The following is a 24,991-nucleotide window of genomic DNA, read 5'->3' on the forward strand; positions in this document are numbered from 1 at the left end:
TTGAATTTTTATACTATTTAAGAGTCATTATGTTATAATTTTATCAAAACCAATTGCTATAAATACCTCTTTATTGTTAATAAGAATTTAATTTTGTTAAAACTACGTTAAAAAAACTACTTTCAAACTACCATTGAATTCTTTAGCAAAAAGTACTAATATTAATATGTCTTACGAGAATAATATAATAACGGAGGTATTATTTATGACAGTACAACAAATTATAACACTTGGTATTTTCTTATTAGTAATGGCTGCCATTATAACAGAAAAAATAAACAGAACAGTTGCATCACTTGGCGGCGCTTTGCTTATGATTTTATTCAACATACTGACCTTTGAAAAGGGATTAAGCCACATAGATTTTAATACAATCGGAGTATTAGTCGGAATGATGCTCTTTGTCGCAGTAGTCAAAAACTCAGGGCTTTTTGAATATATTGCAATTTGGACAGCAAAAAAGACAAAAGGTGATCCATGGAAGATTATGGTGTACTTTATAATTATCACTGCTGTATTATCAGCTCTTTTAGATAATGTTACAACAGTTTTACTTATAGGTCCTATGACAATCACGATAACTCAAATCCTGGGATTGAACCCAGTACCATTTCTACTATCACAAATATTAGCTTCTAATATAGGTGGTACAGCTACACTTATTGGTGATCCACCAAATATTATGATTGGTAGTGCTGCAAATTTAAGTTTTATGGACTTCGTAGTCAATCTTTCACCAGTAATTATAGTTATACTTATAGCTATGATCATATGCTGTAAATTTTTATACAGTAAAAAATTAGTTGTAGACGATGAAGCAAGACAGAGAATAATGAATTTTGATGAGACAAAATCAATAAAAGACAGAACGCTTATGATAAAAAGTATTGTAGTTATGTTTTTTATTTTACTAGGATTCGCTTTTCACAGTACTCTAAAAATCGAGTCTTGTATAGTAGCATTAACTGGAGCAGTTGTAATGCTCCTAATTGGTAAACAAGATGTAGATGAGATACTGCTTGACGTAGAATGGTCTACTATATTCTTTTTTATGGGTCTATTTATAGTTGTTGGAGGACTTGTAGAAGTTGGTCTAATAAATAATTTAGCTGAGGTAATAATCGGCGCTACTTCAGGCCACATGATTCTTACAATGCTAATAATTTTATGGTTATCTGCAATTGTATCTTCATTCCTAGATAACATACCATTTGTAGCAACGATAATACCGCTTATCCTGACTATGCAGGCTCAAGGTATAGATGTTACTCCACTATGGTGGGCAACTTCTTTAGGGGCATGCCTAGGCGGAAATGGTACTTTAATAGGTGCATCTGCCAACGTAGTTTTAGCAGGGGTGAGTCAACGACATGGTTATCCTATAACTTTTAAAGAATTCTTTAAAGTTGGATTCCCTATAATGCTTATGTCAGTAGCTATTTCAACAGTATATTTGGTAATTAAATTTATTTAAAATATAATAAAGGGGATGTTTTAATGAACGAAAACACAGCAATTGGAGACTCAATTGAAGTTATACTTAGACAACTAGGTGCTACTAAAATACGCAAAATAAGAAGTTATCTATACTTTATTGAATTTCAATTAAGTGAAGATTGGAAGGTAACTTACTCATACAACATTAACACAAAGGATGAGTATTTCCTTCAAAGAATAAAGCCTTATCCTATTCCACAAGGAGTATTCTCTGATGAATATGAAGTAGTATCTTTTATAACTAAGGATTTAAAGAAGTTTGTTAACGCTGAAAACAGCAGTAATTTCCCTACATTTGTAGAAGTAACAAGAAAAGTTAATTCGATAAATGATGAAATGGAAAAATTATTTCTAAACTACAATGTAGAAACAAACGATTTAGAGAATTTAAATAGTAAATTAGATAATATATTAAAGAATATAGAAGATGCTAGAAATAATTCAAAGCAATTGTAATTAATAAATTATAAAAGACAAAAACCAGGATCAGTATCCTGGTTTTTATTTTTATTATTATTCAATATAATTAAGTTGATTATTTTTTGGGATTTTTATTATAATAACTAAAATGAAAATAATCAAAACAAAAGTCAGGAAATTAAATCCTGACTTTTTTACAAAATTATTTAATAATTAGCAAATATTCTACAAGCATAATTTACTTATTTTTTAGTTTCAACTTATCTAAGTATGATACAGCACTTAGAGCAGCTATTTGCCCTTGACCAGCGGCTTTAATGTATGAATAAGGTCTACCTACACAGTCACCAGCAGCAAAGCATCCTGCAATGTTTGTATTCATCATAGCATCTACTTTGATATGTCTGTCTTCAATATCTATTCCTGGAACAAGCGCAGATGGTGATGTACTGTCTTTAATAACAAATACACCATCTATTGCTAACTCCTCGATATTTTTAAATTGAATATTGTTTACTAGATTATCACCGTTTATTTCAACTGGTCTATCATTTATAACTTCAATTGATTCTTCTAATATATTTGAATTTGAACCTCTCATTAGTGTTTCACTCTTATACATAGGTATAAAGTAAGTTTTAGATGTAAGTTCATTTAAAAAATTAGCTTCTTCCTGTGATTCATCATTGTATCCTATAACAGCAACATTCTTGTCTCTGTAAAGTGGTGCATCACAAGTAGCACAATAACTTACTCCTTTTCCTAAAAATTCTTCTTCACCCTTAATCGGTTTAGTATATTCAACACCAGTTGCAAGTATAATAGTTGTAGCTTCAAACATTTCGCTACCGCACAGCAAAGTAAAATACTCTCCCATTGCGTATATATTGTTAATTCTTTTATTCGTGATAGATATTTCCATCTTATCAATATGTTCTATAAATTTATCTTTTAAGTCTTCACCTGTTATTTCATGAAATCCTAAGTAATTATCTATCGACGCAGCTTTTGTAAGCTTAGTACTTAAATTTTCATTTCCAAATAGTATAAAGCTCTTATTTCTTATCTTAGCATTTATTGCAGCTGATAAGCCAGCAGGGCCACTGCCAATTATTGCTATATCATAACGCATATTATTTCACCTATTCTATAAATGAGATTTTACTTTTAATTCTATCTTATCTTTTGGCATAAATCCTACCATAGTATCAACTGCTTTACCATCTTTGAAAACCATCATAGTTGGAACAGTTGAAACGTTGAATTGTTGAGCAATTTCTAAACTTTGATCTATATCTAATTTTAAAAACTTAGCTTCTTCTTTCATTTCTTCACCTAATTCTTCAAATACTGGTCCTAACATGTTACAAGGCCCACACCATGTAGCGAAAAAGTCTACGACTACTACTCCCTTACCATCTTCTACTTGATTTCTAAATTCTGATGTATTAATAACTTTTGCCATTATAAATTACCTCCTACTAAATTGTTGTATATTTATATATTATAATATGTTTAGTATTAAAAAATTTGACAGATTAAATTTTCTAATATTTTTATATGATAATATTATACCCATTGTTGATTGTAAAAAACAAATTTTTATATATTATAGATTATTGTATGGGACAAGTAACTCAAACTCAGTTCCCTCTCCCAATTTAGATCTAACATTTATCTTAATTGATAAGTTTTTACTTATCATTTTTGCAATTGATAAACCAATTCCTGAACCATCTACATCCTTATCTCTTACATTTTCACTTCTAAAGAATCTGTCATATATATATGGTAATTCACTTTCCTTAATACCACATCCTGTATCTTTAATTAAAATACTCACTCCGCCTTTAGCAAAGCTCTCTTTTAACTCTATCGATATACTATCTCCTATTGTTGTATACTTAAATGCATTGTCAATTAAAATAAGTATACATTCTCTAAGCTTTTCTCTATCTGTCTGTATTGATAACTCTTCAAAATCGGATAAAATCTCAAATTTCTTATCCTGAATTTTAGCTATATCTAAATAATCATTTGATATCTCATTTATAAGAGAAACCAAATCGACTTCCTTTAAATGTATATTTATTATAGTATCTTCTTTACTTAAACTCAATAAATCATTAATCATTTTTTTGATTTTTCTGGTTTCTTTCATTACTACTGCTATTTTTTCTACTTCATCGTTTACAGTATTTTCTGGATGCTTTAACATACTTTCTAATTTAGAAGAGACTATAGTAATAGGCGTTCTAAGTTCATGAGATGCATCTTGTATAAACTTAGCTTGATTCTTCCAAACATTTTCAATTGGAATCAATGCCTTACGAGTTAAATAAACCGCTACAAAATAAGTTATTACTATAAATACCAATATTGCAATCAAAAGACCCGATGTTATTTGTCTCCTAGAATTTAATTCTGAATCAATATTTCTTATAATTTGTATTTTGTATTTTCCTTCTACCACACTTAAAGCTCTAAAAGTATGTCCATTTTTAGTATATTTGTAAAATCCATTTATTTTTTCGCTCTCTATATTAGGAAGTATTTCGTCAAAATACTCGTTTTGTGTATAGTATCTAATTCTATCATTTTCATACACATATACCATATCCTTTGGATCTTCAAGTCTAATTGGATCAAAAAAAGATGTACTTTTCAGCTGTATTATTATGTTATTGAATTCACTTTTAATCTCATTGTCTACACCGCTATATGTCATAGCCGTAAAATATATGAAAATAAAAAATGAAAAAATTATCATAAAGCTACCGACAACCAATATGTACATCTTAATTAAATGATTTTTAGTTTCAGAAAATATATTTTTATTTATCATCAAACATATAACCTACCTTGCGTTTAGTTTTTATATATTTGTCGTAATTGAATTTGCTAAGCTTTTTTCTAAGGTTACTAACATAAACTTCAACAATCTCGATTGTAGCATCTGAATCAATACCCCATATTCTGTCATATATTTGCTCTTTAAGCAATATTGAACCTTTGTTCAATAAAAAGTATTCTAAAAGATTGAACTGTTTATTTTGAAGCTCTATCTCCTCGTTATTAATAAAAACTTTTCTATTATTTATATCCATATACAAATCTTTAAATTTAAGAGAATTTTCATCTTTTATTTTTCCATTTGTCCTCAAAATTGCGTATACTCTAGCTACAAGTTCTTCCATATAAAAAGGCTTTGTTAGATAGTCATTTGCTCCAATTTTAAACGCCTCAACTTTATCTCCTAATTCCTCTTTAGCTGTAAGTATCAAAACAGGAATATCTATATTGACATCTCTCATCGATTTAAGAATTTCCATGCCACCCAAATTTGGAAGCATTAAATCTAGAACAATTAAATCGTATATGTTTTGATTTATCATATATAGCGCTTCTTCTCCATCTCTACACACTTCAGTTTCAAAGTAGTTATCGAGTTCATTTGAGATTGTTTCTAAGAGTTCTTTATTATCTTCAACAATTAAAATTTTCACTGTTTCCTCCAATAATAATCGACATTTCACTATACTTTTATACTTATAATATAATAAGTACCCTTATCAATACTAGTCCACTATAGCTCTATGTGAATTAAAATCAATATCTACATTTATGTTTTGATCCGTATCATTATATATATAACCAACTACTTTTAATTTTCTTGCGTCTATAGAGCTAATAACATCTATTTCTGTCTCTTCAGATGCTTTTAATACGCTATTGTATGCAATATGTTCCAAATTAATATAATCACCATTTTCATTTAATTCCGCTACTTTTAATATTAAATTACCTAAATCTTTTGAAGATGAGTTTTTAACTTTCAATCTATAGGTATTACCATCTTCTGCATCATTAAGTTTCTTAAAATCTGATAAAACTAATGTCTCATATGACTTACTGTTTTCTGTAATTACTGATGCCTTTTTAATATCTATTTTGTCATTTTTAAGGTTTACATTAACTCTTTTTCCTTCTGCAGTATATGAATATGAAGTTATTTCAATAATATTTGCAAACTCTTTGTGTTCAAGTTCGACATATGCAGTATCCCCTGGCAATAATGTTATACCTAAAAAAGCGTTAGAATCAGAAGATATAAGGTTCCCATTTTTGTCATACTCACTGTAAACAAGCTTTATATTTGAGGTATTGAAAATAGATTTATTTTCTATCTTTGTTTTAGTTAATTTTTTTTGAGCTAAATCTTTGTCTACATTATCAAATTTAACCTTTTCTATATCAATAGCTTCTGCATTATTATTATCAATTTTAATATTATCTTCTTCATCTTGTTTAATTTCTATTTTCTTTGAAGTATCTGAACTTTGCCTGCAGGCACTTACCGAAAAAGTGACTACAACCAAAGATAATACTACACAAACAATTCTCGATGTTTTCATTGTCTTAGCACCTCTTGTGGATATTTTTTATAGCAAATCCTTATTTTCTTTCATAAAATTCTTTAATGCTTGTGTTAAAATAACAGATTTGCTATATTTAGAATTACTACATAGTCTTTCAAACTCGCTCCATGTATCCATGTCTACCCTTATTGTTGTGGATTTAACCTCTTCAATTTTTTCATCCTCTACGAATACATCTTTTTCAACTGTTTTTTTATTTTTCTTTAAATTTTCATTAGCGTAATCTTTTACTTGAAGATACCAATCATAAACTTCACATAACTTATCTAGATCCTCTTGAGTTATATTTATTTTTTTGTTTGTCCTTTTTTGTGTATCCTTTTTATCTATATCTTCTTTTTTATTCACTTTTTTTGAAGTTTGTTTTTTTGTCGTTTGTTGTAAAGTATCTTTTTTATTAGATGAACTTGATGTACTTTTCTTAGTAGACCTCTTTACAGAATCATTAGAGGCTGTGCCTTTATTTTCTATTTGTTCAATTACAGATTTATTTGATTTATTATTATTTTTAACTTCATTCTTTATATTATTCTTAGTATTTTTTTTTGCTGAACTAACAGAACTAACACTAGATGCATTAGTGAAGTCAAGTTGTTCTACATTTTGTTCTGTTTTTTTGCTATTTTTGCTATTTTGCTTATCTTCAACTTTGTCATTTAAATCGTTTTTTAATATATATTTGCCTTTTATGGACTTATATCCTCTTTTATTTAGAAAAGTTCTTAAAGTACTTTGACTTATTCCTAATTCCTTCGATATATCAGCAAACTTTAGATTTTTTTCTTGAAGTTTTAAAAAGTTATCGATTCTTTCGTTACCGTCCATTTAAGACCTCCATAATTTCTTAATTTCTATTTTTTCTCTTCATATTTTTTATTATATTCTTTTTTTCAATATCTACGCGGTTTGATTCAATGATTTTTTGTAAAGCCTTATTGTATGTAAAATTATCTAAATCATTACTAATTAAATATTTCAATGTTTCTTGTTCAAATTTTACATAACACATAGAAATTAGCCACGCTACCGCCATCTGAACATAATATTCATTAGAATCTAAATCATCACAAAAATAAAATATATCTTTTAGATAATCTTCTTCTATATAGTATTCTAAAAGCATAACAATAGCAAATCTAACCTGCCATAAGCAATCTGTGTAGAGATATTTTTTAACAAGTTCATATACTATCTCTTTATTCGATATAGTTATTTTTAAGCCCGAACAAAATGAGTCACATATTGACCAATTTCTTATTTTTGGTACAAACCCAACTATATACTCTTCTAATTCAGTAAATTCACATTTAATACTTGATATAATAATAGCTTGTATTAAAAGTTCTTCGTGATAGGTATATCTACAAACATCTAGAAATTGTCTCCAATTTCCATATGTAATTTCTTTAGATAGTTTTCTTAGGATAGGCATTCTGATTCCTATTATATGCTCCTCACCAGGGATAAGTTTTTTATTAAATTCCCTATAACCAATATCTTGGAATTCTTTAATATGTTTTAAGAAAGCCTCATAAGAATTTTGATCCCAATTTGCTCTATTTAATATCAATTTTTACACTCCTAATTTTCTCTTTCTAATCATTGTAACATAAAATGTACTTCTAAAAAAAGGCAATCAAACAAGATATATCATTTTTTTCGATTCTACTACTTATTTCTACATTTTAAACTCCTTAAACGTGTATAAATATGATATAATACCCATATACACGAATTTAATCTGATATATTTTTAGAAATGTACAGTTTTTAATATAATTAATAATGTAAGGAGTGTAATATGATTAAAATATTAAAAGGAAATATAGTTTATACTGAAACTTCGACAGAATTTAAAGTATACGAAAAAAGTTATATAGTTGTAGAGGATGGTAAAACAAAAGCTATATATAAAGAACTCCCAAATGAATATTCAAATAGCGATATAATAGATTACTCTGATAAACTTATAATACCTGGTATGAATGATTTACACTGTCATGCTCCACAGTTTAGAAACTTAGGTATGGCTATGGACAAAGAGTTACTACCTTGGCTAAACAGCTATACGTTCCCAGAAGAATCAAAGTACGAAGATATATCATATGCTAAAAAAATGTACTCAAAATTTATTAAAGAAATGTGGAGAGCTGGTACTACAAGAGCATCAATATTTGCTACAGTTCATAAAAATTCTACAAGAGAACTAATGAACTTATTTGAGGCGTCAGGACTTGGAGCTTTTGTCGGAAAAGTTAATATGAATATGAATTGCCCTGATTCTCTACTTGAAGATACTAAAAAATCTATAGAGGATACTAAAGATTTACTAGAGGCATACGGTGGAAAAGATTCTATTGTAAAGCCTATAGTTACGCCTAGGTTTATCCCTAGCTGCACTAGTGACTTACTAAAAGGCCTTGGTGATTTATGTATAAAATTCGATACACCTAGTCAATCACACCTTTCAGAAAACTTAGGGGAAATTGAATGGGTAAAAGAATTGGAACCTGAGTCGAAATTCTACGGTGATGCATATAATCATTATAATTTATTTGGTCAAACACCTACACTTATGGCTCATTGTGTTTACTCATCAGATGAAGAAATAAAATTGATGAGAAATAATAATGTAATGGCGGTTCACTGTCCTGCATCAAATTTTAATGTAGGTAGCGGGATATCTCCAGTTAGGAAATTAATAAATAACGGTGTAAAAGTATCACTTGGGTCTGATATAAGTGGAGGTCATTCACTATCTATTTTTGACGCCATAGTTTCAGCAATTCAAGTATCTAAACTTTGGTGGGTTAATTCAAATAAAGAATATGACTTTTTAACATTACCTGAGGCTTTTTATATGGCAACAAAAAGCGGAGGAAGTTTCTTTGGTAAAGTTGGAAGTTTCGAGGAAGATTACGACTTCGATGCTTTAATTATAGACGACAGCAACTTAAATCACGACAATTACTCAGTAATAGAAAGGCTTGAAAGATTCATCTACGTTGGAGATGATAGAAATATAGTTGATAGATATGTACAAGGAAAACTTATAAAAGAGCCTATATTTAATTAAAATTAAATATGCTAACACAAAACTAATGGAGCAATTAAGTATTTACGAATATAAATTATTGTCGTAAAAATACTCAATCGCTCCATTAACTTTGTTATTTCTCGTTAATTTTCTATTTGTTTCCAAGTAAGTATAGGTTTTTTTACTGCTCTTGCTTCATCAATTCTTCCTACTGTAGTATTGTGAGGTGCATTTTTTAAAATCTCTGGATTTTCAAGAGCTTCTTTAGCTATGCTCTTCATCGCAATTATAAATTCATCTATAGTCTCAATACTCTCCGTCTCAGTGGGTTCTATCATAAGTGCTTCTTTTATAATAAGAGGAAAATATATTGTAGGAGGATGATATCCATAATCAAGAAGTCTCTTGGCAATATCCAACGTCTTAATATTCGCTTCACCTTTAGGTAAACCACCTAATACAAACTCGTGCTTACAAATTCTATCTATTGGTAGTATATAATCATCTTTTAAGCTTTCTTTAATATAATTAGCGTTTAGTACTGCCATTGTACTAGCTTCTTTAAGTCCATCGCTACCCATAGTTAGTATGTATGTATAAGCTCTTACCAAAACTCCAAAGTTTCCATAGAAGTTTTTTATCTTGCCTATTGATTTTTCTTTCTCGTAGTTTAATTCATATCTTCCATCTACTCTTTCTATTACAGGTACGGGTAAAAACGGAATCAGTTCTTTTTTGACTCCTACAGGTCCACTTCCAGGTCCTCCACCACCATGAGGAGTTGAGAAAGTCTTATGTATGTTTAAATGGACAACATCAAATCCCATATCTCCTGGTCTAGTTATACCCATTATAGCGTTCATATTAGCTCCATCATAGTAAAGTAAACCACCTGCTTCATGAACAATATCAGCTATTTCTTTTATATTCTCTTCAAACAATCCGAGTGTACTTGGATTAGTAAGCATTAGAGCTGCAACTTCATCATTTAAAATTGATTTTAACTCTTCCATGTTTACTGAACCATCTTTATTAGAGTTTATTTGTATTACATCGAAATCTGCCATTGCTGCACTAGCAGGATTTGTACCGTGCGCGGCATCAGGTATTATTACCTTTGTTCTTTTAGTATCTCCTCTATTCAAATGATATTCCTTTATAAGCATTAGACCTGTAAGCTCTCCATGAGAGCCAGCAGATGGTTGAAGCGTTACATCATCCATTCCTGTGATTTCACACAACGTTTGAGATAAATTGTACATAAGTTCAAGTGATCCTTGAACAGTGTCTACAGGCTGATATGGATGTATCTCTGTAAAATTTGGATTACTAGCCATATCTTCGTTGATCTTTGGGTTATACTTCATTGTACAAGAACCTAGCGGGTAGAATCCTGTATCCACACCAAAATTTTTATTTGATAGGTTTGTATAGTGTCTAATTAGATCTACCTCACTTATTTCTGGTAATCTAAGTTCAGTTTCTTTTAATAAATCAGCATCTACCATATCTGTCAAAAGTATATCCTCTATATCTAGTTTAGGAAGTGAATAGGCTTTTCTACCTTTTTTAGAAATATCTATAAGTAAATTATCGTAATTCTTCATTATATTCCCTCCATTATATCAACTAATTTATGAATCTCGTCCTTGCTACGCTTTTCAGTAACACAAATCAGAGAAGAATTTTTTAGATTCTTAAAATCTTTCTCTAAATCGTAACCGCCAAGTATATTACCTTCTAAAAGCTTTTGATTTATATCCTCCACACTATTAGCACTTGATACCGCAAACTCCTTAAAAAATTGACCTTTAAATAATGGTTTATATTTACCTTTTTCAATTAGCTTATTAAATGTATAGTGCGCTTTTTTCATAGATTGAATAGCAACATCTCTCAAACCTTCTTTACCCATAGTGGCCATATAGACAGAAGCTGCTAACGCATTGAGAGCTTGGTTAGAACAAATATTTGAAGTAGCTTTTTCACGTCTTATATGTTGTTCTCTTGTTTGTAAAGTTAAAACATAAGCTGGTTTACCTTTACTATCTACGCTTTGGCCAACAATTCTTCCAGGCATTTTTCTAACGTATTTAGATTTGCTTGCCATAAATCCTACATACGGACCTCCGAAATTCATTGAATTTCCTAATGATTGTGCCTCTCCCACTACTATATCGGCGCCAAATTCTCCTGGACTCTTTAGAACTCCTAAAGAAATTGGATCTGCACCTACAACTAACATCGCTTTATTGTCATGTGTTATTTTTTCGATGTTTTTTAAATCCTCTATTATCCCAAAGAAATTTGGTGTTTGTACAAAGACACATGCAGTTTTATCATCTACAGCAACTCTAAGTTTATCTAAATCAGTTGAACCGTATTCATCAGTAAAATCTACTTCAACAATTTCACAATCTTTAAATCTTAAATATGTATGAAGAACTTCAAGTGTCTCAGGATGAGCACTTTTTGCTACTACTATTTTATCTTTTTTGGTCTGTGACATAGCCATTATACAACCCTCAACTGCTGCAGTTGCACCGTCGTACATAGAGGCATTAGCTATTTCCATGCCAGTTATTTCAGCGATCATTGACTGAAATTCGAAAATAACCTGTAAAGTACCTTGACTTATTTCCGCTTGGTAAGGTGTATACGAAGTATAAAATTCTGATCTACCTGTTACATGCTTAACTACTGATGGTATGTAGTGATCGTATGATCCAGCTCCCATAAAACAAACTAAGTCTTCAATATTAACATTTTCATCTGCAATCCCTTTGACAATCTTTGTCACTTCTAGCTCAGATTTTGCTTTATCCAAATTTAGGTCTCTTAAAAGCCTTACTTCTTTAGGTACATCTGAAAAAAGTTCTTCTGTTGATTTTAACCCCACTACACTAAGCATTTTATCTTTATCTTCTGAAGTAGCTGGTATATATTTAAACTTATTTGTTTTATCTACCCCCATACTATCATTCCTTTTCTCTGAGACATTTTTATCATTATCCTTTTTATATTGTTTCTTATAAAAAGGTTTTTCTACTATTACAGCAGGTACTACTCTTTTTCTTATAGCTATTTCTATCTCCTTGCCAATCTCAGCATACTTCGCATCTACTAGCCCAAGCCCTAATATTTTACCAGTAGTTGGAGAAGCGCAACCTGTAGTAACAAATCCCACAATCTCATCGCCTATTTTTATATCAAACCCACTTCTTGGCATACCCTTTCCTATCATTTCAAACCCAACGATTTTTCTTTTAGCGCCGTCTTTTTTCTCTTGTGCTAAAACTTCTTTACCTATGTAATTTGGTTTATCGACTTTGACGAAGAAACCTATGCCTCCTTCTACAGGCGATATATGTTCGCTTATCTCATGACCGTATAGAGGTAGTGCCGCTTCAAATCTAAGAGTGTCTCTTGCCCCTAAACCGGCTGGCGCTATATTTACTCCTCCTGTTTTTAGCAGTCCGTCCCATATTGTCTTTAAATCTTTATTTTTACAGTACACTTCAAATCCATCTTCACCTGTATATCCTGTTCTAGATACTAAGCAAGATCTACCACATACGCTAACGTTCTTAGAAAACTTATAAAATTTTATAGGTTCTAAATCAATATCAGTAGCTTTTTGAAGTATTTCTTGTGCTTTAGGACCTTGTATAGCTACTAAAGAAATTTCATTAGAACAATCCTTTATATCAACATTAAAATTAGTACTATGTTTTTCAATCCATTCAACGTCTTTATCTATATTGGATGCGTTTATTACGAGCATGTAATGTTTATCAGCTAATTTATAAACTAATAAATCGTCTACAACACCTCCATTTTCATAACACATCGGAGTATATGAAATAGAGTTCTCCTTTAACTTACTTAAATCATTAGTAAGTAAAAACTGTAAAAACTCTTCAGAGTTTTCTCCTTTTACTTCTACTTCGCCCATATGTGATACATCAAATAAACCGGCACTGTTCCTAACTATTTCATGTTCTTTATTGATTCCCTCATACTCTAAAGGCATTTCCCAACCAGCAAAGTCAACTAATTTAGCGCTCAAATTTTTATGAGTATCATAAAGTGAAGTTCTTTTTAGCTCTTCCATTATAGTACCCCCTTATAGTTTTTAGGTTTTTCGTACAATAAATTTTGACTTACATTATTTAGTGCCTATAAAATAATTACAAGTATATACAAAAAAAGATATATGAAGTTAGCAATTATATTCCATATATCGTATACTTTAAACTTTAGATGTAAAATTTTTCATGATTTATTGTAAAAAATTTTATGTCAACAAATTGTTTAAATCAATATTTATCACACACTTTGTATATAAATTGTATGAATTTTTAAGCTAAATGTCAACTCAGTTATTTTTATATCAATCGTCAAGATAGTTTATTTTATTTAGTTTTATTTCTAAAAACATTCAGTTTCTTAATTATATTAACTAGTTATTATATGAATTAGTAAAATCAATAATAGTATAGATTATATCTATATGTATAATATTGACAATAAATTACGCCTAATATATACTCAATCTTGACATGTATGAAATTTGCTTGAAGGAGGTTATTATATGGAAGAAAAAGAAGTTTTAGATCAATTTTTAAAAGGATTTGACTGTGCACAAATTGTCCTAAGCGATGTATCAAAAAGTTTAGATATAGACAAAAAAACTGCAAATAAAGTAGCTGCTTGTTTTGGTGCAGGTATGTTCGAAGGCGAAACTTGTGGTGCTGTAACGGGAGCTCTTATGGCAATCGGTTTGAAATACGGGCATTATTTGCCAGATGACGGTGAATCTAAAGGCTTAAATATTCAAAAACAAATGGAATTTAAATATAAATTTCTAGAAAAATACGATTCTGTTATATGTAAAAATTTATTGGGATACGATATAAGCAATCCTGTGGATGCTGAGAAAATTCATGAAAATAATTTACTAAATACTTTCTGCCCTAAAGTGGTTTCAGAAACAACAAAAATATTAGATGAAATATTATAAAATTCGAATAATACATAAAAAATTAACAGTTTAACCCTTAAAGTAAATGTCTACCTTAGTAGTATAAAACTAGCTTCTAGGGTTTTTTTATTATAAATAAAAAATTCATTCATTTTATTTCAATATTATAAAAACCTTCATATTGAGAATATTGATAATTCAATTATAATTTAATAATTAACTTACCAACTAAATTTTCTTATTTAATTTAATGATTATTTATACATTTCCTTAACGCACACCTTCGAAAAAACGTTTTTTTATTAATTATATTAATTTCCTATAATCATTATATGATTTTCCTATAGTTAAAAAAACAACAATATTGTTGTAAATAGTAATCTTATGTAATATACTGTGCATGTAGTTCCCGGGAAAATAGTTTTGTTAATGTACAAATTTAAAAGGAGACCATAATTATGCAAGAACCAAATAAAGAAGTAGGTACAGAAATAAATAAGGGCAATGCAATTGCATTGGCTCCAATTGCAGTCTTTTTATTACTATTTATGGGTTGCGGTATCGCAACAGGCGACTTTTATAAGATGCCAGCCTTAATAGCTTTTATCGTAGCTGCAGCAGTTGCCTTTATGATAAATCCAAAAGGTAAAAAAGATTCTTTTGACACTAAAATGGACGTTTTTTGTAAAGGTGCTGGAGATAGTAATATAGTTATCATGTTAGTTATATTTTTATTAGCAGGAGCTTTCGGTAGCGTTGCAGAAGCTATGGGAGCAGTAGATTCTACAGTAAATATGAGTTTGTCAGTTCTTCCACCAAATTTACTGGTAGCTGGACTTTTTCTAGTTGTTTGTTTTATATCAATATCTATGGGAACATCAGTTGGTACTGTTTCCGCATTAACACCAATAGGTATAGGAATAGCTCATAAAACGGGAATACCACTAGAGTTCTTAGTTGCTATTATAGTAGGTGGAGCTATGGTAGGTGATAACTTATCAATGATCTCAGATACCACTATAGCTGCAGCAAGTACTCAGGGTTGCCAAATGAAGGATAAAGTTGTAAAAAATTTCTTTATCGTATTTCCTGCCGCCCTTATGAGTCTTATAATAATTCTTGTTATGACTTCAGGTGTTCAAAGTGTTCCAGGAGAAAACCATCCTTTCCAAATTGTTAAGGTTCTGCCTTATCTTGGTGTACTAGTTGGAGCACTATCTGGTTTAAATGTGTTTATGTTACTTGCTGGAGGAGTGATATTTGCTGGTGCAATCGGTTTCTTTACTAATTCACTTGGAATGTGGGAATTTATTGAAGCAATATCTAAAGGTATGGCAGGTATGCAGGAATTATGTCTTCTAGTTTTAGTAGTCGGAGGAGTTATCGGATTAATTAAACACAATGGAGGTATGGATTTTATTCTTAATTACGTTACTAGTAAAATTAAGAGTAAGAGAGGTGCAAAGTTTGGTATCGCTATTCTAGCTAGCGTAATTGATCTATGTACTGCAAATAATACAATTACAATAATTACAGCAGGACCTTTAGCTAAAGATATAGGTAAAGAATACGACTTAGATCCTAGAAAAATAGCTAGTATGCTGGATATATTTGCTTCTTGTTGGCAATGTATGATTCCATATGGGGCCCAAATATTGACAGCTGTAGGTATAGCAGGAGTTTCTTCTGTAGCCGTTATTAAATACTTGCACTACCCAATTTTCCTACTTATTTTTGGTATAATCTCAATAACTATAGATTTTCCAGAATTATTAGCTAAAAGAAAATCTCAAAAACAAGAAACTGCAAAGTAATAAAAATACTATGGAGAGTTTAATAATAATTTAATGTATTTATAAAGATTATACTTAATTTAAATCTTTAGATTCATTAAATTCTATTCATAAAAAAATGTGGAGTATATAAAAAGATGTACAATTCTAGAAATATATCTAGGTGTACATCTTTTCTTTAATCTAACCATATTTATTTTATAAATATTATATAAGTTATATTTAGTTAAGCGGTTGCTCCGCCACAGCTAGAACCACTTCCCGCTGTACATGCATAACAATGATTTCCTACACAAATTTTTCTATTAGTAATCTTTTTTCCCTTTAGGTTACTAATGTGATTTATGCCCTCTGTAGTCAAACCTAATGTTTGATTAAAATCACAATCGTATATTTTACCATCATAAGCAATAGAAATCTGATCTCTACACATCATACTTTCAACAGTTCCTGGATTGAAGCTATCTGATAGTCTCTGCATATATCCTTGAATATTATTTGTTCTTTTTAAAAACATTCCAAATCTTCCAATAGGATTGTTAGTTATTGAAAATAGATTATTAAATTTTATACCCCAATCTCTTTCCAATTTAATTTTATATTCTCTCTCTATAGCTTCTTGTGCTGGAGGCAAGAAAGCTCCTCCAGGATTATATACAAGATTTAAGCTAAGGTTGTCTTTAATTCCATACCCTAGGACATTTAACTTCTTGAGAACATCTATAGACTCTTCATACACACCCTCTCCTCTTTGTCTGTTAGTATCGTTTTTAGTATAGTAAGGAAGAGAACAGACTATCTCTACATTATTGTCAGCAAAATAATTCATTAAATCCGAGTAATTAGGATCATTTAATATTACTAAATTAGAGCGTATCATTATTTTTTTATCCAATTCATTTGCAGTTTCTATAAGATACTTCAAGTTTGGATTCATTTCAGGGGCTCCTCCTGTAATATCTAAAACCGAAAAATTATTGTCTCTAAAAACTTCCATACAATCTTTCATAGTATCTAATGTCATGATCTCAGTCCTATTAGGTCCAGCCTCAACATGACAGTGTTTACAAGCCAAGTTACAAAGCTTACCTACATTTATCTGCATAGTAGATATACTTTCCTTAGTATAAAGTAATTCTTTATCTTCAACCCTATCGTAAAAATTTTGTATGTAATCCAAATTTTCAACAAAATTATTTATACTCATTAAAATTTCCCTCTCTTTATTTAACTTTTATTTTTATAATTCTAACCCTTTGGCTACATTTTTCATTTGTACTCCATGTACTAAAGTGGCTCCTCCTTTTATTGCAGCAGCTACATGAATTGCTTCAACCATCTGTTCTTGATTTACTCCATGCTCTAAACAAGATTGAGTATATGAGTCAATACAGTAAGGGCACTGAACAGTTGTTGCAACAGCTAAACCTATTAATGCTTTTTCTCTAGATGTTAATTCACCCTCTTCAAATACTTGACCGTAATAAGACATAAACTTTTCCCAAAGTTCTGGAGCGTTCTCTCCCATTGTTCCAAATTTTCCTAAATCTTCTTTATTATAATAAGTACTCATAGCTATTCTCCTAATCTTCGTATAGTTTTATAATAAGTAATGTTATACAAAACAAAAATAATTCAAATATTGTTTAATATAACAAAGCTATCTGATATCTTTGTATATTGAAGCTATCTTGTCTATATCTTCTCCATTTCTAAACATCCACTGAAATTTTTGCATACTCCACATGGTTTTAACAATTCCTTTATCTATAAATCTTCTACTAGATGTTATAATGTAGGATTTAGTCTGACCTATCGAATAATATTTTTTTGCTTCCATAGAAAATTTATAGTCTTCCATAATAGGAATATCTGTAAACCCTCCTAATTTATAAAAGTCCTCTCTAAAAATAAACATACCTTGATCTCCAAAAACTAATTGTCTGTACTTTACTCTGACATTGGACATAAACCCACAACATTTCATAAGAGGTTTATTGCAATCAAACTTAACTCTAAAACAACCTACCTTATGGCCTTTACCTAAAACCTGCTCTATATCTTCTAAAGCACCCTCTGGAAGTATACTGTCACAGTGAAGGAACAATAGAACCTCACCTATACTTTCACGAACACCGTAATTCATCTGTTTTGCCCTACCCCTGTCAGAGGTAACCACTTTATATCTATCGCCTATAAAGTTTACAGTATTATCACTACTTCCTCCGTCTACAAACAAAACTTCAAAGTCGCCTTTAATCTTCTCTATATTATTTATTATAGACTCTATATTTTTTTCTTCATTTAAAACAGGAATTATTATAGAAAACCTCATTTCAGTACACCTCTAACTATTTTTTCTTTGATAAATTATTCGGAGTAATCTTTTTAGCCAAATAAAGAGATCCTAAAGTCAACATTACTAAAAGTAATATTGATATTAAAAATGCTGGATCTTTTATGTCAATAGCCTTGTCTCCAATATTTAAAAATACTAAAGTCCCTGGGAGTATACCTATCAGTGTTGCTATCATATAATTGTTAAAGTTTATCGACGTAAGCCCAGCTCCGTAATTAATTACATTATATGGTGCAAGTGGTATTAACCTTAATACAAATACTACCAAAAAACCTCTTTTAGAATCTGCATCTTCAAATAGATCCCACCATTTTTCTGGTAATTTGCCTTTTAAAAATTCTACTACTATATCCTTCGCAATAAACTTTGCCATATAAAACATTATTGCACTATTTAGCCCTGCACCGATAATTGTATAAATTGTTCCTCTCCACAGTCCAAAAGCCAAGCCACCTGCTAATGCTAAAACTGGTACTGGAAAAAATGCAATTGGAAGAAAAGTGAACAGTGCTATGTATATAATAGGCGCATAAATGCCATAAGAATCTACGTACCTTCTTATGTCTTCTGCTCTAACATCTCTAAAAAATGCAAAATATACAACTACAAACACAGCTATCAAAACTGCAATTATAAACTTTTTATTTTTATTTGTCATAAAATCATCCCTTCAAATGACTACTCTTGAGTACTATCTTGTACTTTTTTCTTGTCGTTAAAAATCTTTTTAATCATAAAAATAAGTACTGAAACTGCAAACAAAATAAGAAGACCCATTACAAATTTTTTAGCCCCTCCTGTAAGCATTCCACCTACATATGAGTAAATAAGCGTTGCTGGTAACTGACCTATACCTGTAGCTACAATGAAAGACATAAAGGACATGGAAGTAAGACCTGCTGCATAACTGACAATATCAAACGACATAAACGGTAGAAGCCTGCATATTAATATTGTGTGTTTACCATATTTCTCAAAAAAAACATCTATACTTTCTAAAGCTGTTTTACTAGTAAGTTTTTCTGCAACATCTCTACCAAGTATATTTGCTATGAAAAAACATAGTGCTGCTCCCGCCATCGCACTTGTCCATGATAAAATTGCCCCTTGCCACCAACCAAATATAGCTGCATTTGCAAATGTAATCAAAAATGCAGGTATAGGCGCAGCGATTGATTGAAAAATCATAAGTGAAAATGAAATTACTACAGCCCAAGCACCAAAGGATCTTATGTATTCAATAACTCCATCTAAATTCATACTGGATAAAATATATACTACCTCATTAATTTGATTTTTAACTGATGGAACAAATAAGTAAATCAATAACAATATCAATATAATACCAACTATAATCAATTTAGCTTTATTCTTTTTTTTCATATTATTCCCTCTTTCTACGCCTCAATATTTGTATTTGGTTATTAAAATAATATTTTTCTATACTTTTTCCCTAATCTGCAAAATACTCATCTTCAATATCCATTAAAAATTGTAGGTCTAAATAACTCTCAATTTTTTTGTAGGTAAATTCATTTTTAATCAATTTATTAGGATCTTGGTATTCAATCCATGCCATTGAACACCATGTAATCCCCCTTAAACAAGTCATCGTAATATATTTATCGAGTTTTAGCCATATATTTTCAGTATCGAATCTGTTATTTACCTTTTCTATATATACATTTACAAATTCCTCTATTTCCTTTCTAGAGAGAACTATATCAGTCTTCCAAAATGTAGTAGTAGGAGCTAAAAAGTGCCCAAGATCTTGCTCCACTTCGCCAAGTAATGGTTTTTCCCAATCTACGATATAGTTATTATTTCCTTTCCCATTAATAAGAAAATTTCCTGAGTTTAACTCGGTATTTATAATATGTAAGTTTAAATTTTTATCTTTCATATTGTTCTTTCCATTTACAATAAATTCAGATTTTTTTATAAGCCTATTTATAATTTCTTTTACTTCATCATTTCCGAGTTCTGAATTTAAATACTTATAAGACATCTCTTTACATTCGTTTAATACAGCTTTTAATGGATCTTCTGGTGAAATTAGATGATTTTCTTTAGGAATTTCTACGCTGTGAATATCTGCCAAACATTCGGCTGCTATTTCCAAATCAGTTCTGTAGTCAAGAGGTGACCCTGGAAGAAATTCCATAACTAATATCCCGTATGGTAGTCTTCTACATCTTGGGTCAAGATAGATTGGTTTCGGAGTTCTTCCGCACTTTTCCAGCAATTTTAAAGCTTCAAATTCATAGGAAATTTGATCCTCTAAATGCATCTGACTAGCTGTATTTAGTCTAATAACCAACTTTTGGTTTGAATCAGGATTTGTAAATAAATAGTTTATATTATACTCACCTTGACCCAATATAGATAAATCTATAAAATCATTTGAATTTATATTCAATGATTTTTTAAATTCAAAACTATTGATATATTCTTTTATGTCCTCAATTTTCATAATATCATCCTTTATTAGACAGCCAATGAATATCTTTTAGATAATTCATAGTATGTCTACAATAGTATTTTATATTTCTTCTATGTTCCCAAAGATATATTAAATCTTCCTTTTCATCTATATCTATACAATTTTCTAATAAGGAGTAACTTAAATCTAATTTGTTTAAATTTTGTATAGTATTTTCAATAACTCTACTATGTCCATATGATTGGTGTATAAAAACGTCTATATTGCTCTTTTTCATTCCAATTAAACAGTACCCACCATCAAATGTAGGTTTTAAAACAATATCATTTTTTATCAATTCATCAAAGGCATTGATAATGTCATTAACTTTAATTGTAGGTATATCAGTACCAATAAGTACACAAGATTCATATCCTTGGCTTAGTACATTATCTATGGCATTTGCCATTCTATACCCTATATCGTCTCCAATTTGCTGGTAGTATTTAAAGCTATCTCCAAATACTTCTCTTAAAATTTCAACACCTTCATTTGGTGTATAGAATACAAATATATCTCTTTGTGTAGATTTACATGCATTATAAATATCTTTGATAAAATTTTTATGCAAATTAGCACATTGGTTCGGTGTAAGACATTTCTGAAGTCTAGTTTTCGTTCTACCAGGAATAGGAATCCTTGTAAATATTATAATTGCTTCTTTCAAAATAACTTTTATCCTCTCATTTTTCTATCGATTTTTTTGTCAAAATACCATGTACAATAAAACTATAAGCAATAATTAATTTAAAGTCAATTAATAAGAGATCAAATAGCGCACTATATAAATTATCTATATTTGCACAGTGTGTAATTTGTTTTTTCTATATAAAAAAGGTATTAAGCCAAATACTTTTGACCTAATACCTTGATAATTCTTTCAATGTTAAACTTTATTGATTATCAACAACATATTTTAAAATAACATACATATGTGCTTAAAAGATAATGTAATAATAACTAGGATTTAATCTTTGGTTTTTCTCTTACTAAAAATACATCCCAAAGTTACTAAAAGTAAAAACAAACCAATAACGATTAAAATTATTTTATTTATTTTCATACAGAATCACCTCAATCTCAATATTATATAATATAACAAGACTATATAACTTATAATATCAAATTTTTTCAGAAAATTCTACAAAATATTTAAAATATACTCTATCAATTCATTTTTATTTTCTAGGATCTCCTACTTGTACTGGTAGAGATTTATCTTTTTCCCAAGTATACCATCCACCATCAAAGACAGTTACATCTTTCCATCCTTGTGTTTCTGTTAATATCCAAGGCACTGCTGCTCTCCATCCAGTTCCACAATAGAAACTGATTTCATTTCCTTTTTTAATATCCCATTCAGCCCACATATTTTCTATTTCAGGAAAACTTCTAAATGTGTTGTCTACATCAAGGTAATCGCTCATACTAGTATTGTCTTCCCCGGCATGACCCCAAACAGCTCCTTTAGGTTCACCTGCACCTTTTATGTAGCTATAACCACTAGTTTTTCCTATAAATTCATCCCAAGACCTTATACTTACCAGTCTAAAGTTAGGATCTTTTTGTTTTTCTAATATGTCTTTTGGTAATGGTATTTGGTATTCTGGATGATTTGGTATCTTAACTCCAAAATCTTCTACTGCAGTTGGTTTATTATCCTTTTTCTCAGCTTCATACCCTGCATCTTTCCATGCTGTCATTCCACCATTTAAAATTCTAACATCCTCTACTCCTGCCCATTTAAGAGCTAAGTAAACTCTTCCTGCAGCAGCTACATCATCAGAATACACTACCACTGTTTTATCATAACTTATTCCATTTTCCTCAAATTTTTTCTTCATATTATCAACTGGACCTAAATTCCATTGATTATCTTCAGATTCTACGTTGTCTGTATTAAAGTGAATTGAACCTGGAATATGCCCAGCTTTATAAGCATCTGATTCTGGTCCCCAAGATGCTTCTAATATAGCGTACTTATCATTAACATAAGTTTCTGGCTTCTTTCCGTTTACAAGATCGTTTACCCATTCAGGTGAAACTATCATATTGTAGTTTGGTGCTGATTCCATAGGCTTTTCCTTATCTTCTGCCCATTTTGCTAAATCATTAAAAACAAATACATTATTGTAATTTAATTCTTTCATTTGGTTTGCTAAATCATTTGACTCATCATTTTTGTTACTGTATAAAACAATATTTTTATTTGGATCTATCTCTTTATCTTTTAACAATTTCTCTAAAGTCGTATCAGCTTCTTTTAGTTTATCTAACCAAGTATAAGTAAATTGTTTAGCATTTTTTATATGCCCACCTCTACTTATTCCTCCAACCTTATACCCAAGATACGCATCATCTTGTCTAAGATCTACAACTTGGTAGTCCTTATTGTCCAGATTTTTAGATAAATCTTCAATGCTAATAGTCTGAGCCTTCTCTACCTTTTTATCTTCTTTCTTTTCTTCGCCTACATTGTTTTTTGAACATGCAGTAAGGGCCATCGCTCCTGTCAATAATGCCACTGTTAAAAGCAGTAGTTTTTTGTTCTTTTTCACGGAATTTTCCTCCATTCAGAATATAATAATGTAATTATTTTATAAAAATCATTTAAATTATATATATTCTGTCTATATACGTCAAATTCATATTATCTATAATCAACAAGTTATATATAGATGAAACCTATGCATATTGACTAAGTTATTCAAATTTTATATGATTAATCTAGAAAATTGGAAAGTAGGTTAAACTTTATGAAAAAAATTATCAATTATCTCTTCACATTTTTACAGTTCGCACTTATAGTTTACTGTATAGCCGTTCAATATTTCACTGAGAATAGGATGGGAATGGTTAGACATGTTATGTATAAAAATAGAGAATGGGCTACAAATTACCCTGTAGACAGTTTATTAAATATTTTTAGTATTGTTTTAGTTTTGCTTATAATAATATCAATAATATTAATAGTTAGAAATAAAGCTAAAATTAGTTCATTAGTATTAATAATATTCTCGGTGTTCTCTCTATTTTTTATAAAAATATACAATGTTGAAAGTTACACAAGCTATTATTTTACTGTGTTAGGATTAGTTGTTATTGTTATAGTACAAATTATAATGGTCTTAATAAATATAAGTGAGAAAAATAATAATAATAAAATTAGATCAAATTAATAAAAAAATCCTTTTATTACAATGATAGATATTTTCTTTAATATAAAACAAATATTGCGTGGACATTATATGATTTAAGTGTCCACGCTTAAATTTTAGTATTCCAAACTTAGCTATCTAATTGAAACACCCTTTATTTAATTTGTATACCTAAAATTTAGAAAAGAAGTTGTCAAATAAGCTATCTTGCTCTGGTTTATGTACTACAAATCCGATAGCTACCTGGTTATTTGTAAGATCGATAATCTTTTGAGCTTCACTTTCTCCAAAAGCTCCACAAAGTTCTATTGCCCCTACTCCATCTTTTTGTAAATCTACTACCTTTTTATAAGCCTCTTCAAAATTTCTAACTGTGCAGATATATGTAACCTGCTTACCTGTTTCAAAATAAGCGCAGTGCTCATCTGGATTATAATGAGGACCCATCAATAAAAATGCATATTTATTTTTCATAAAATCACTCCTATATAATTTAATTTTTTATTTAAATATTTATTTTGCTTACTATAATAACTATAACATGTATCCAATATAACTTATCCCTCTCTTTGCTATATTATTAATATTACTAATAAAATTTTAAATAAAAAAAATCCAAATCTATTAATAGATTTGGATTTCTATAATTGGTGCGGATGAAGGGAGTCGAACCCCCACGCCAAAGGCGCTAGATCCTAAGTCTAGTGCGTCTGCCAATTCCGCCACATCCGCGTATGTTATTTTTACCACTTTTATAGTGTACTATTTTTTGCGGAATTTTGCAAGTTTTTTTTATAATTTTTTTCGTTTTATTAAAATAGGT

Annotated in this window: 24 protein-coding genes and 1 tRNA gene; 6 read left to right on the forward strand and 19 right to left on the reverse strand. The window is 29.8% G+C overall.

Going from position 1 to position 24,991, the window contains the following annotated elements; all coding sequences use genetic code 11:
- Window positions 1–205: 205 nt before the first annotated feature.
- Both KQI18_RS00715 and KQI18_RS00720 read left to right on the forward strand, forming a co-directional pair.
- Window positions 206–1,474, forward strand: a complete 1,269-nt coding sequence (locus tag KQI18_RS00715) for an SLC13 family permease (RefSeq protein WP_216465581.1) — start codon at window positions 206–208, stop codon at window positions 1,472–1,474.
- Between the two features lie 23 nt (window positions 1,475–1,497).
- Window positions 1,498–1,953, forward strand: coding sequence for a hypothetical protein (locus tag KQI18_RS00720; RefSeq protein ID WP_216465582.1), 456 nt, complete (start codon window positions 1,498–1,500; stop codon window positions 1,951–1,953).
- Window positions 1,954–2,155: 202 nt separating this feature from the next.
- Here KQI18_RS00720 and KQI18_RS00725 read toward each other — a convergent pair whose 3' ends face one another.
- The 7 genes from KQI18_RS00725 to KQI18_RS00755 all read right to left on the reverse strand — a co-directional run bounded on the left by KQI18_RS00725 (window position 2,156) and on the right by KQI18_RS00755 (window position 7,926).
- Complete coding sequence (locus KQI18_RS00725; protein ID WP_216465583.1) at window positions 2,156–3,049, reverse strand: NAD(P)/FAD-dependent oxidoreductase; 894 nt, start codon at window positions 3,047–3,049, stop codon at window positions 2,156–2,158.
- 15 nt (window positions 3,050–3,064) lie between these two features.
- The gene (gene trxA, locus KQI18_RS00730) at window positions 3,065–3,382 is read right to left on the reverse strand and encodes a thioredoxin (protein ID WP_216465584.1); all 318 of its coding nucleotides are present in this window, start codon (window positions 3,380–3,382) and stop codon (window positions 3,065–3,067) included.
- A gap of 144 nt (window positions 3,383–3,526) precedes the next feature.
- Window positions 3,527–4,762 (reverse strand): sensor histidine kinase, encoded by a 1,236-nt coding sequence (locus KQI18_RS00735; RefSeq protein ID WP_216466226.1) that lies wholly within the window; start codon window positions 4,760–4,762, stop codon window positions 3,527–3,529.
- Window positions 4,752–5,423 (reverse strand): response regulator transcription factor, encoded by a 672-nt coding sequence (locus KQI18_RS00740; protein ID WP_216465585.1) that lies wholly within the window; start codon window positions 5,421–5,423, stop codon window positions 4,752–4,754. The genes KQI18_RS00735 and KQI18_RS00740 overlap by 11 nt, the downstream gene beginning before the upstream one ends.
- Before the next feature lie 72 nt (window positions 5,424–5,495).
- Window positions 5,496–6,332 carry a hypothetical protein gene (locus KQI18_RS00745; protein ID WP_216465586.1) on the reverse strand — a complete coding sequence of 279 codons (837 nt, stop codon included), beginning with the start codon at window positions 6,330–6,332 and terminating at the stop codon, window positions 5,496–5,498.
- A gap of 27 nt (window positions 6,333–6,359) precedes the next feature.
- The gene (locus tag KQI18_RS00750) at window positions 6,360–7,181 is read right to left on the reverse strand and encodes a DNA-binding protein (RefSeq protein ID WP_216465587.1); all 822 of its coding nucleotides are present in this window, start codon (window positions 7,179–7,181) and stop codon (window positions 6,360–6,362) included.
- A 19-nt stretch (window positions 7,182–7,200) separates the two neighbouring features.
- Window positions 7,201–7,926 carry a DNA alkylation repair protein gene (locus KQI18_RS00755; protein ID WP_216465588.1) on the reverse strand — a complete coding sequence of 242 codons (726 nt, stop codon included), beginning with the start codon at window positions 7,924–7,926 and terminating at the stop codon, window positions 7,201–7,203.
- Between the two features lie 230 nt (window positions 7,927–8,156).
- Between KQI18_RS00755 and KQI18_RS00760 the strand changes: the two genes are divergently transcribed.
- Window positions 8,157–9,431, forward strand: a complete 1,275-nt coding sequence (locus KQI18_RS00760) for an amidohydrolase family protein (protein ID WP_216465589.1) — start codon at window positions 8,157–8,159, stop codon at window positions 9,429–9,431.
- A 104-nt stretch (window positions 9,432–9,535) separates the two neighbouring features.
- Here KQI18_RS00760 and gcvPB read toward each other — a convergent pair whose 3' ends face one another.
- A complete protein-coding gene (gcvPB, locus tag KQI18_RS00765; protein WP_216465590.1) occupies window positions 9,536–10,999 on the reverse strand; it encodes an aminomethyl-transferring glycine dehydrogenase subunit GcvPB in 1,464 nt (487 codons plus the stop codon).
- Window positions 10,999–13,506 carry an aminomethyl-transferring glycine dehydrogenase subunit GcvPA gene (gene gcvPA / locus KQI18_RS14395; protein WP_216465591.1) on the reverse strand — a complete coding sequence of 836 codons (2,508 nt, stop codon included), beginning with the start codon at window positions 13,504–13,506 and terminating at the stop codon, window positions 10,999–11,001. Before gcvPA ends, gcvPB begins: the two co-directional genes overlap by 1 nt.
- A 480-nt stretch (window positions 13,507–13,986) precedes the next feature.
- Here gcvPA and KQI18_RS00775 point away from each other — a divergent pair, with 480 nt between their 5' ends.
- Both KQI18_RS00775 and KQI18_RS00780 read left to right on the forward strand, forming a co-directional pair.
- A complete protein-coding gene (locus KQI18_RS00775) occupies window positions 13,987–14,415 on the forward strand; it encodes a C-GCAxxG-C-C family protein (RefSeq protein ID WP_216465592.1) in 429 nt (142 codons plus the stop codon).
- A 419-nt stretch (window positions 14,416–14,834) separates the two neighbouring features.
- A complete protein-coding gene (locus KQI18_RS00780) occupies window positions 14,835–16,190 on the forward strand; it encodes a Na+/H+ antiporter NhaC family protein (protein WP_216465593.1) in 1,356 nt (451 codons plus the stop codon).
- Between the two features lie 205 nt (window positions 16,191–16,395).
- On the opposite strand, the gene arsS is transcribed toward KQI18_RS00780, so the two are convergent.
- The 8 genes from arsS to KQI18_RS00820 all read right to left on the reverse strand — a co-directional run bounded on the left by arsS (window position 16,396) and on the right by KQI18_RS00820 (window position 23,568).
- Window positions 16,396–17,376 (reverse strand): arsenosugar biosynthesis radical SAM (seleno)protein ArsS, encoded by a 981-nt coding sequence (gene arsS, locus KQI18_RS00785; RefSeq protein WP_216465594.1) that lies wholly within the window; start codon window positions 17,374–17,376, stop codon window positions 16,396–16,398.
- A 33-nt stretch (window positions 17,377–17,409) separates the two neighbouring features.
- On the reverse strand, window positions 17,410–17,742 hold the full coding sequence (locus KQI18_RS00790; RefSeq protein ID WP_216465595.1) for an arsenosugar biosynthesis-associated peroxidase-like protein: 333 nt from the start codon (window positions 17,740–17,742) through the stop codon (window positions 17,410–17,412).
- A gap of 87 nt (window positions 17,743–17,829) precedes the next feature.
- Entirely contained in the window at window positions 17,830–18,504 is a 675-nt protein-coding gene (locus KQI18_RS00795) for a TIGR04283 family arsenosugar biosynthesis glycosyltransferase (protein ID WP_216465596.1), read from the reverse strand.
- Window positions 18,505–18,520: 16 nt separating this feature from the next.
- Window positions 18,521–19,186: a TVP38/TMEM64 family protein gene (locus tag KQI18_RS00800; protein WP_216465597.1), complete on the reverse strand. Its 666-nt coding sequence runs from the start codon at window positions 19,184–19,186 to the stop codon at window positions 18,521–18,523.
- Between the two features lie 20 nt (window positions 19,187–19,206).
- Window positions 19,207–19,911, reverse strand: a complete 705-nt coding sequence (locus tag KQI18_RS00805; protein WP_216465598.1) for a TVP38/TMEM64 family protein — start codon at window positions 19,909–19,911, stop codon at window positions 19,207–19,209.
- Window positions 19,912–19,981: 70 nt separating this feature from the next.
- Window positions 19,982–21,001 carry an aminoglycoside phosphotransferase family protein gene (locus KQI18_RS00810; RefSeq protein WP_236887581.1) on the reverse strand — a complete coding sequence of 340 codons (1,020 nt, stop codon included), beginning with the start codon at window positions 20,999–21,001 and terminating at the stop codon, window positions 19,982–19,984.
- 4 nt (window positions 21,002–21,005) lie between these two features.
- Window positions 21,006–21,677 carry a TIGR04282 family arsenosugar biosynthesis glycosyltransferase gene (locus KQI18_RS00815; RefSeq protein ID WP_216465599.1) on the reverse strand — a complete coding sequence of 224 codons (672 nt, stop codon included), beginning with the start codon at window positions 21,675–21,677 and terminating at the stop codon, window positions 21,006–21,008.
- A gap of 511 nt (window positions 21,678–22,188) precedes the next feature.
- Complete coding sequence (locus KQI18_RS00820; protein WP_216465600.1) at window positions 22,189–23,568, reverse strand: rhodanese-like domain-containing protein; 1,380 nt, start codon at window positions 23,566–23,568, stop codon at window positions 22,189–22,191.
- 198 nt (window positions 23,569–23,766) lie between these two features.
- On the opposite strand from KQI18_RS00820, the gene KQI18_RS00825 reads away from it, so the two are divergent.
- Window positions 23,767–24,189, forward strand: a complete 423-nt coding sequence (locus tag KQI18_RS00825; protein ID WP_216465601.1) for a hypothetical protein — start codon at window positions 23,767–23,769, stop codon at window positions 24,187–24,189.
- A 150-nt stretch (window positions 24,190–24,339) separates the two neighbouring features.
- On the opposite strand, the gene KQI18_RS00830 is transcribed toward KQI18_RS00825, so the two are convergent.
- Window positions 24,340–24,642 (reverse strand): DUF6506 family protein, encoded by a 303-nt coding sequence (locus tag KQI18_RS00830; protein ID WP_216465602.1) that lies wholly within the window; start codon window positions 24,640–24,642, stop codon window positions 24,340–24,342.
- A 174-nt stretch (window positions 24,643–24,816) separates the two neighbouring features.
- Window positions 24,817–24,900 (reverse strand) — tRNA-Leu (locus tag KQI18_RS00835).
- Window positions 24,901–24,991 lie beyond the last annotated feature (91 nt).

This window comes from Metaclostridioides mangenotii, assembly GCF_018917235.1.
Taxonomy (GTDB): Bacteria; Bacillota; Clostridia; order Peptostreptococcales; family Peptostreptococcaceae; genus Metaclostridioides.

Bases quoted from the DNA above. Each gene is read 5' to 3' on its own strand.
- KQI18_RS00780 (WP_216465593.1), top strand. From the start codon at position 14,835: ATGCAAGAACCAAATAAAGAAGTAGGTACAGAAATAAATAAGGGCAAT.
- arsS (WP_216465594.1), bottom strand. From the start codon at position 17,376: ATGAGTATAAATAATTTTGTTGAAAATTTGGATTACATACAAAATTTT.
- KQI18_RS00750 (WP_216465587.1), bottom strand. From the start codon at position 7,181: ATGGACGGTAACGAAAGAATCGATAACTTTTTAAAACTTCAAGAAAAA.
- KQI18_RS00775 (WP_216465592.1), top strand. From the start codon at position 13,987: ATGGAAGAAAAAGAAGTTTTAGATCAATTTTTAAAAGGATTTGACTGT.
- KQI18_RS00810 (WP_236887581.1), bottom strand. From the start codon at position 21,001: ATGAAAATTGAGGACATAAAAGAATATATCAATAGTTTTGAATTTAAA.
- gcvPA (WP_216465591.1), bottom strand. From the start codon at position 13,506: ATGGAAGAGCTAAAAAGAACTTCACTTTATGATACTCATAAAAATTTG.
- KQI18_RS00830 (WP_216465602.1), bottom strand. From the start codon at position 24,642: ATGAAAAATAAATATGCATTTTTATTGATGGGTCCTCATTATAATCCA.
- KQI18_RS00720 (WP_216465582.1), top strand. From the start codon at position 1,498: ATGAACGAAAACACAGCAATTGGAGACTCAATTGAAGTTATACTTAGA.
- KQI18_RS00745 (WP_216465586.1), bottom strand. From the start codon at position 6,332: ATGAAAACATCGAGAATTGTTTGTGTAGTATTATCTTTGGTTGTAGTC.
- KQI18_RS00795 (WP_216465596.1), bottom strand. From the start codon at position 18,504: ATGAGGTTTTCTATAATAATTCCTGTTTTAAATGAAGAAAAAAATATA.
- KQI18_RS00825 (WP_216465601.1), top strand. From the start codon at position 23,767: ATGAAAAAAATTATCAATTATCTCTTCACATTTTTACAGTTCGCACTT.
- KQI18_RS00715 (WP_216465581.1), top strand. From the start codon at position 206: ATGACAGTACAACAAATTATAACACTTGGTATTTTCTTATTAGTAATG.
- trxA (WP_216465584.1), bottom strand. From the start codon at position 3,382: ATGGCAAAAGTTATTAATACATCAGAATTTAGAAATCAAGTAGAAGAT.
- KQI18_RS00760 (WP_216465589.1), top strand. From the start codon at position 8,157: ATGATTAAAATATTAAAAGGAAATATAGTTTATACTGAAACTTCGACA.
- gcvPB (WP_216465590.1), bottom strand. From the start codon at position 10,999: ATGAAGAATTACGATAATTTACTTATAGATATTTCTAAAAAAGGTAGA.
- KQI18_RS00805 (WP_216465598.1), bottom strand. From the start codon at position 19,911: ATGAAAAAAAAGAATAAAGCTAAATTGATTATAGTTGGTATTATATTG.
- KQI18_RS00725 (WP_216465583.1), bottom strand. From the start codon at position 3,049: ATGCGTTATGATATAGCAATAATTGGCAGTGGCCCTGCTGGCTTATCA.
- KQI18_RS00800 (WP_216465597.1), bottom strand. From the start codon at position 19,186: ATGACAAATAAAAATAAAAAGTTTATAATTGCAGTTTTGATAGCTGTG.
- KQI18_RS00790 (WP_216465595.1), bottom strand. From the start codon at position 17,742: ATGAGTACTTATTATAATAAAGAAGATTTAGGAAAATTTGGAACAATG.
- KQI18_RS00735 (WP_216466226.1), bottom strand. From the start codon at position 4,762: ATGATAAATAAAAATATATTTTCTGAAACTAAAAATCATTTAATTAAG.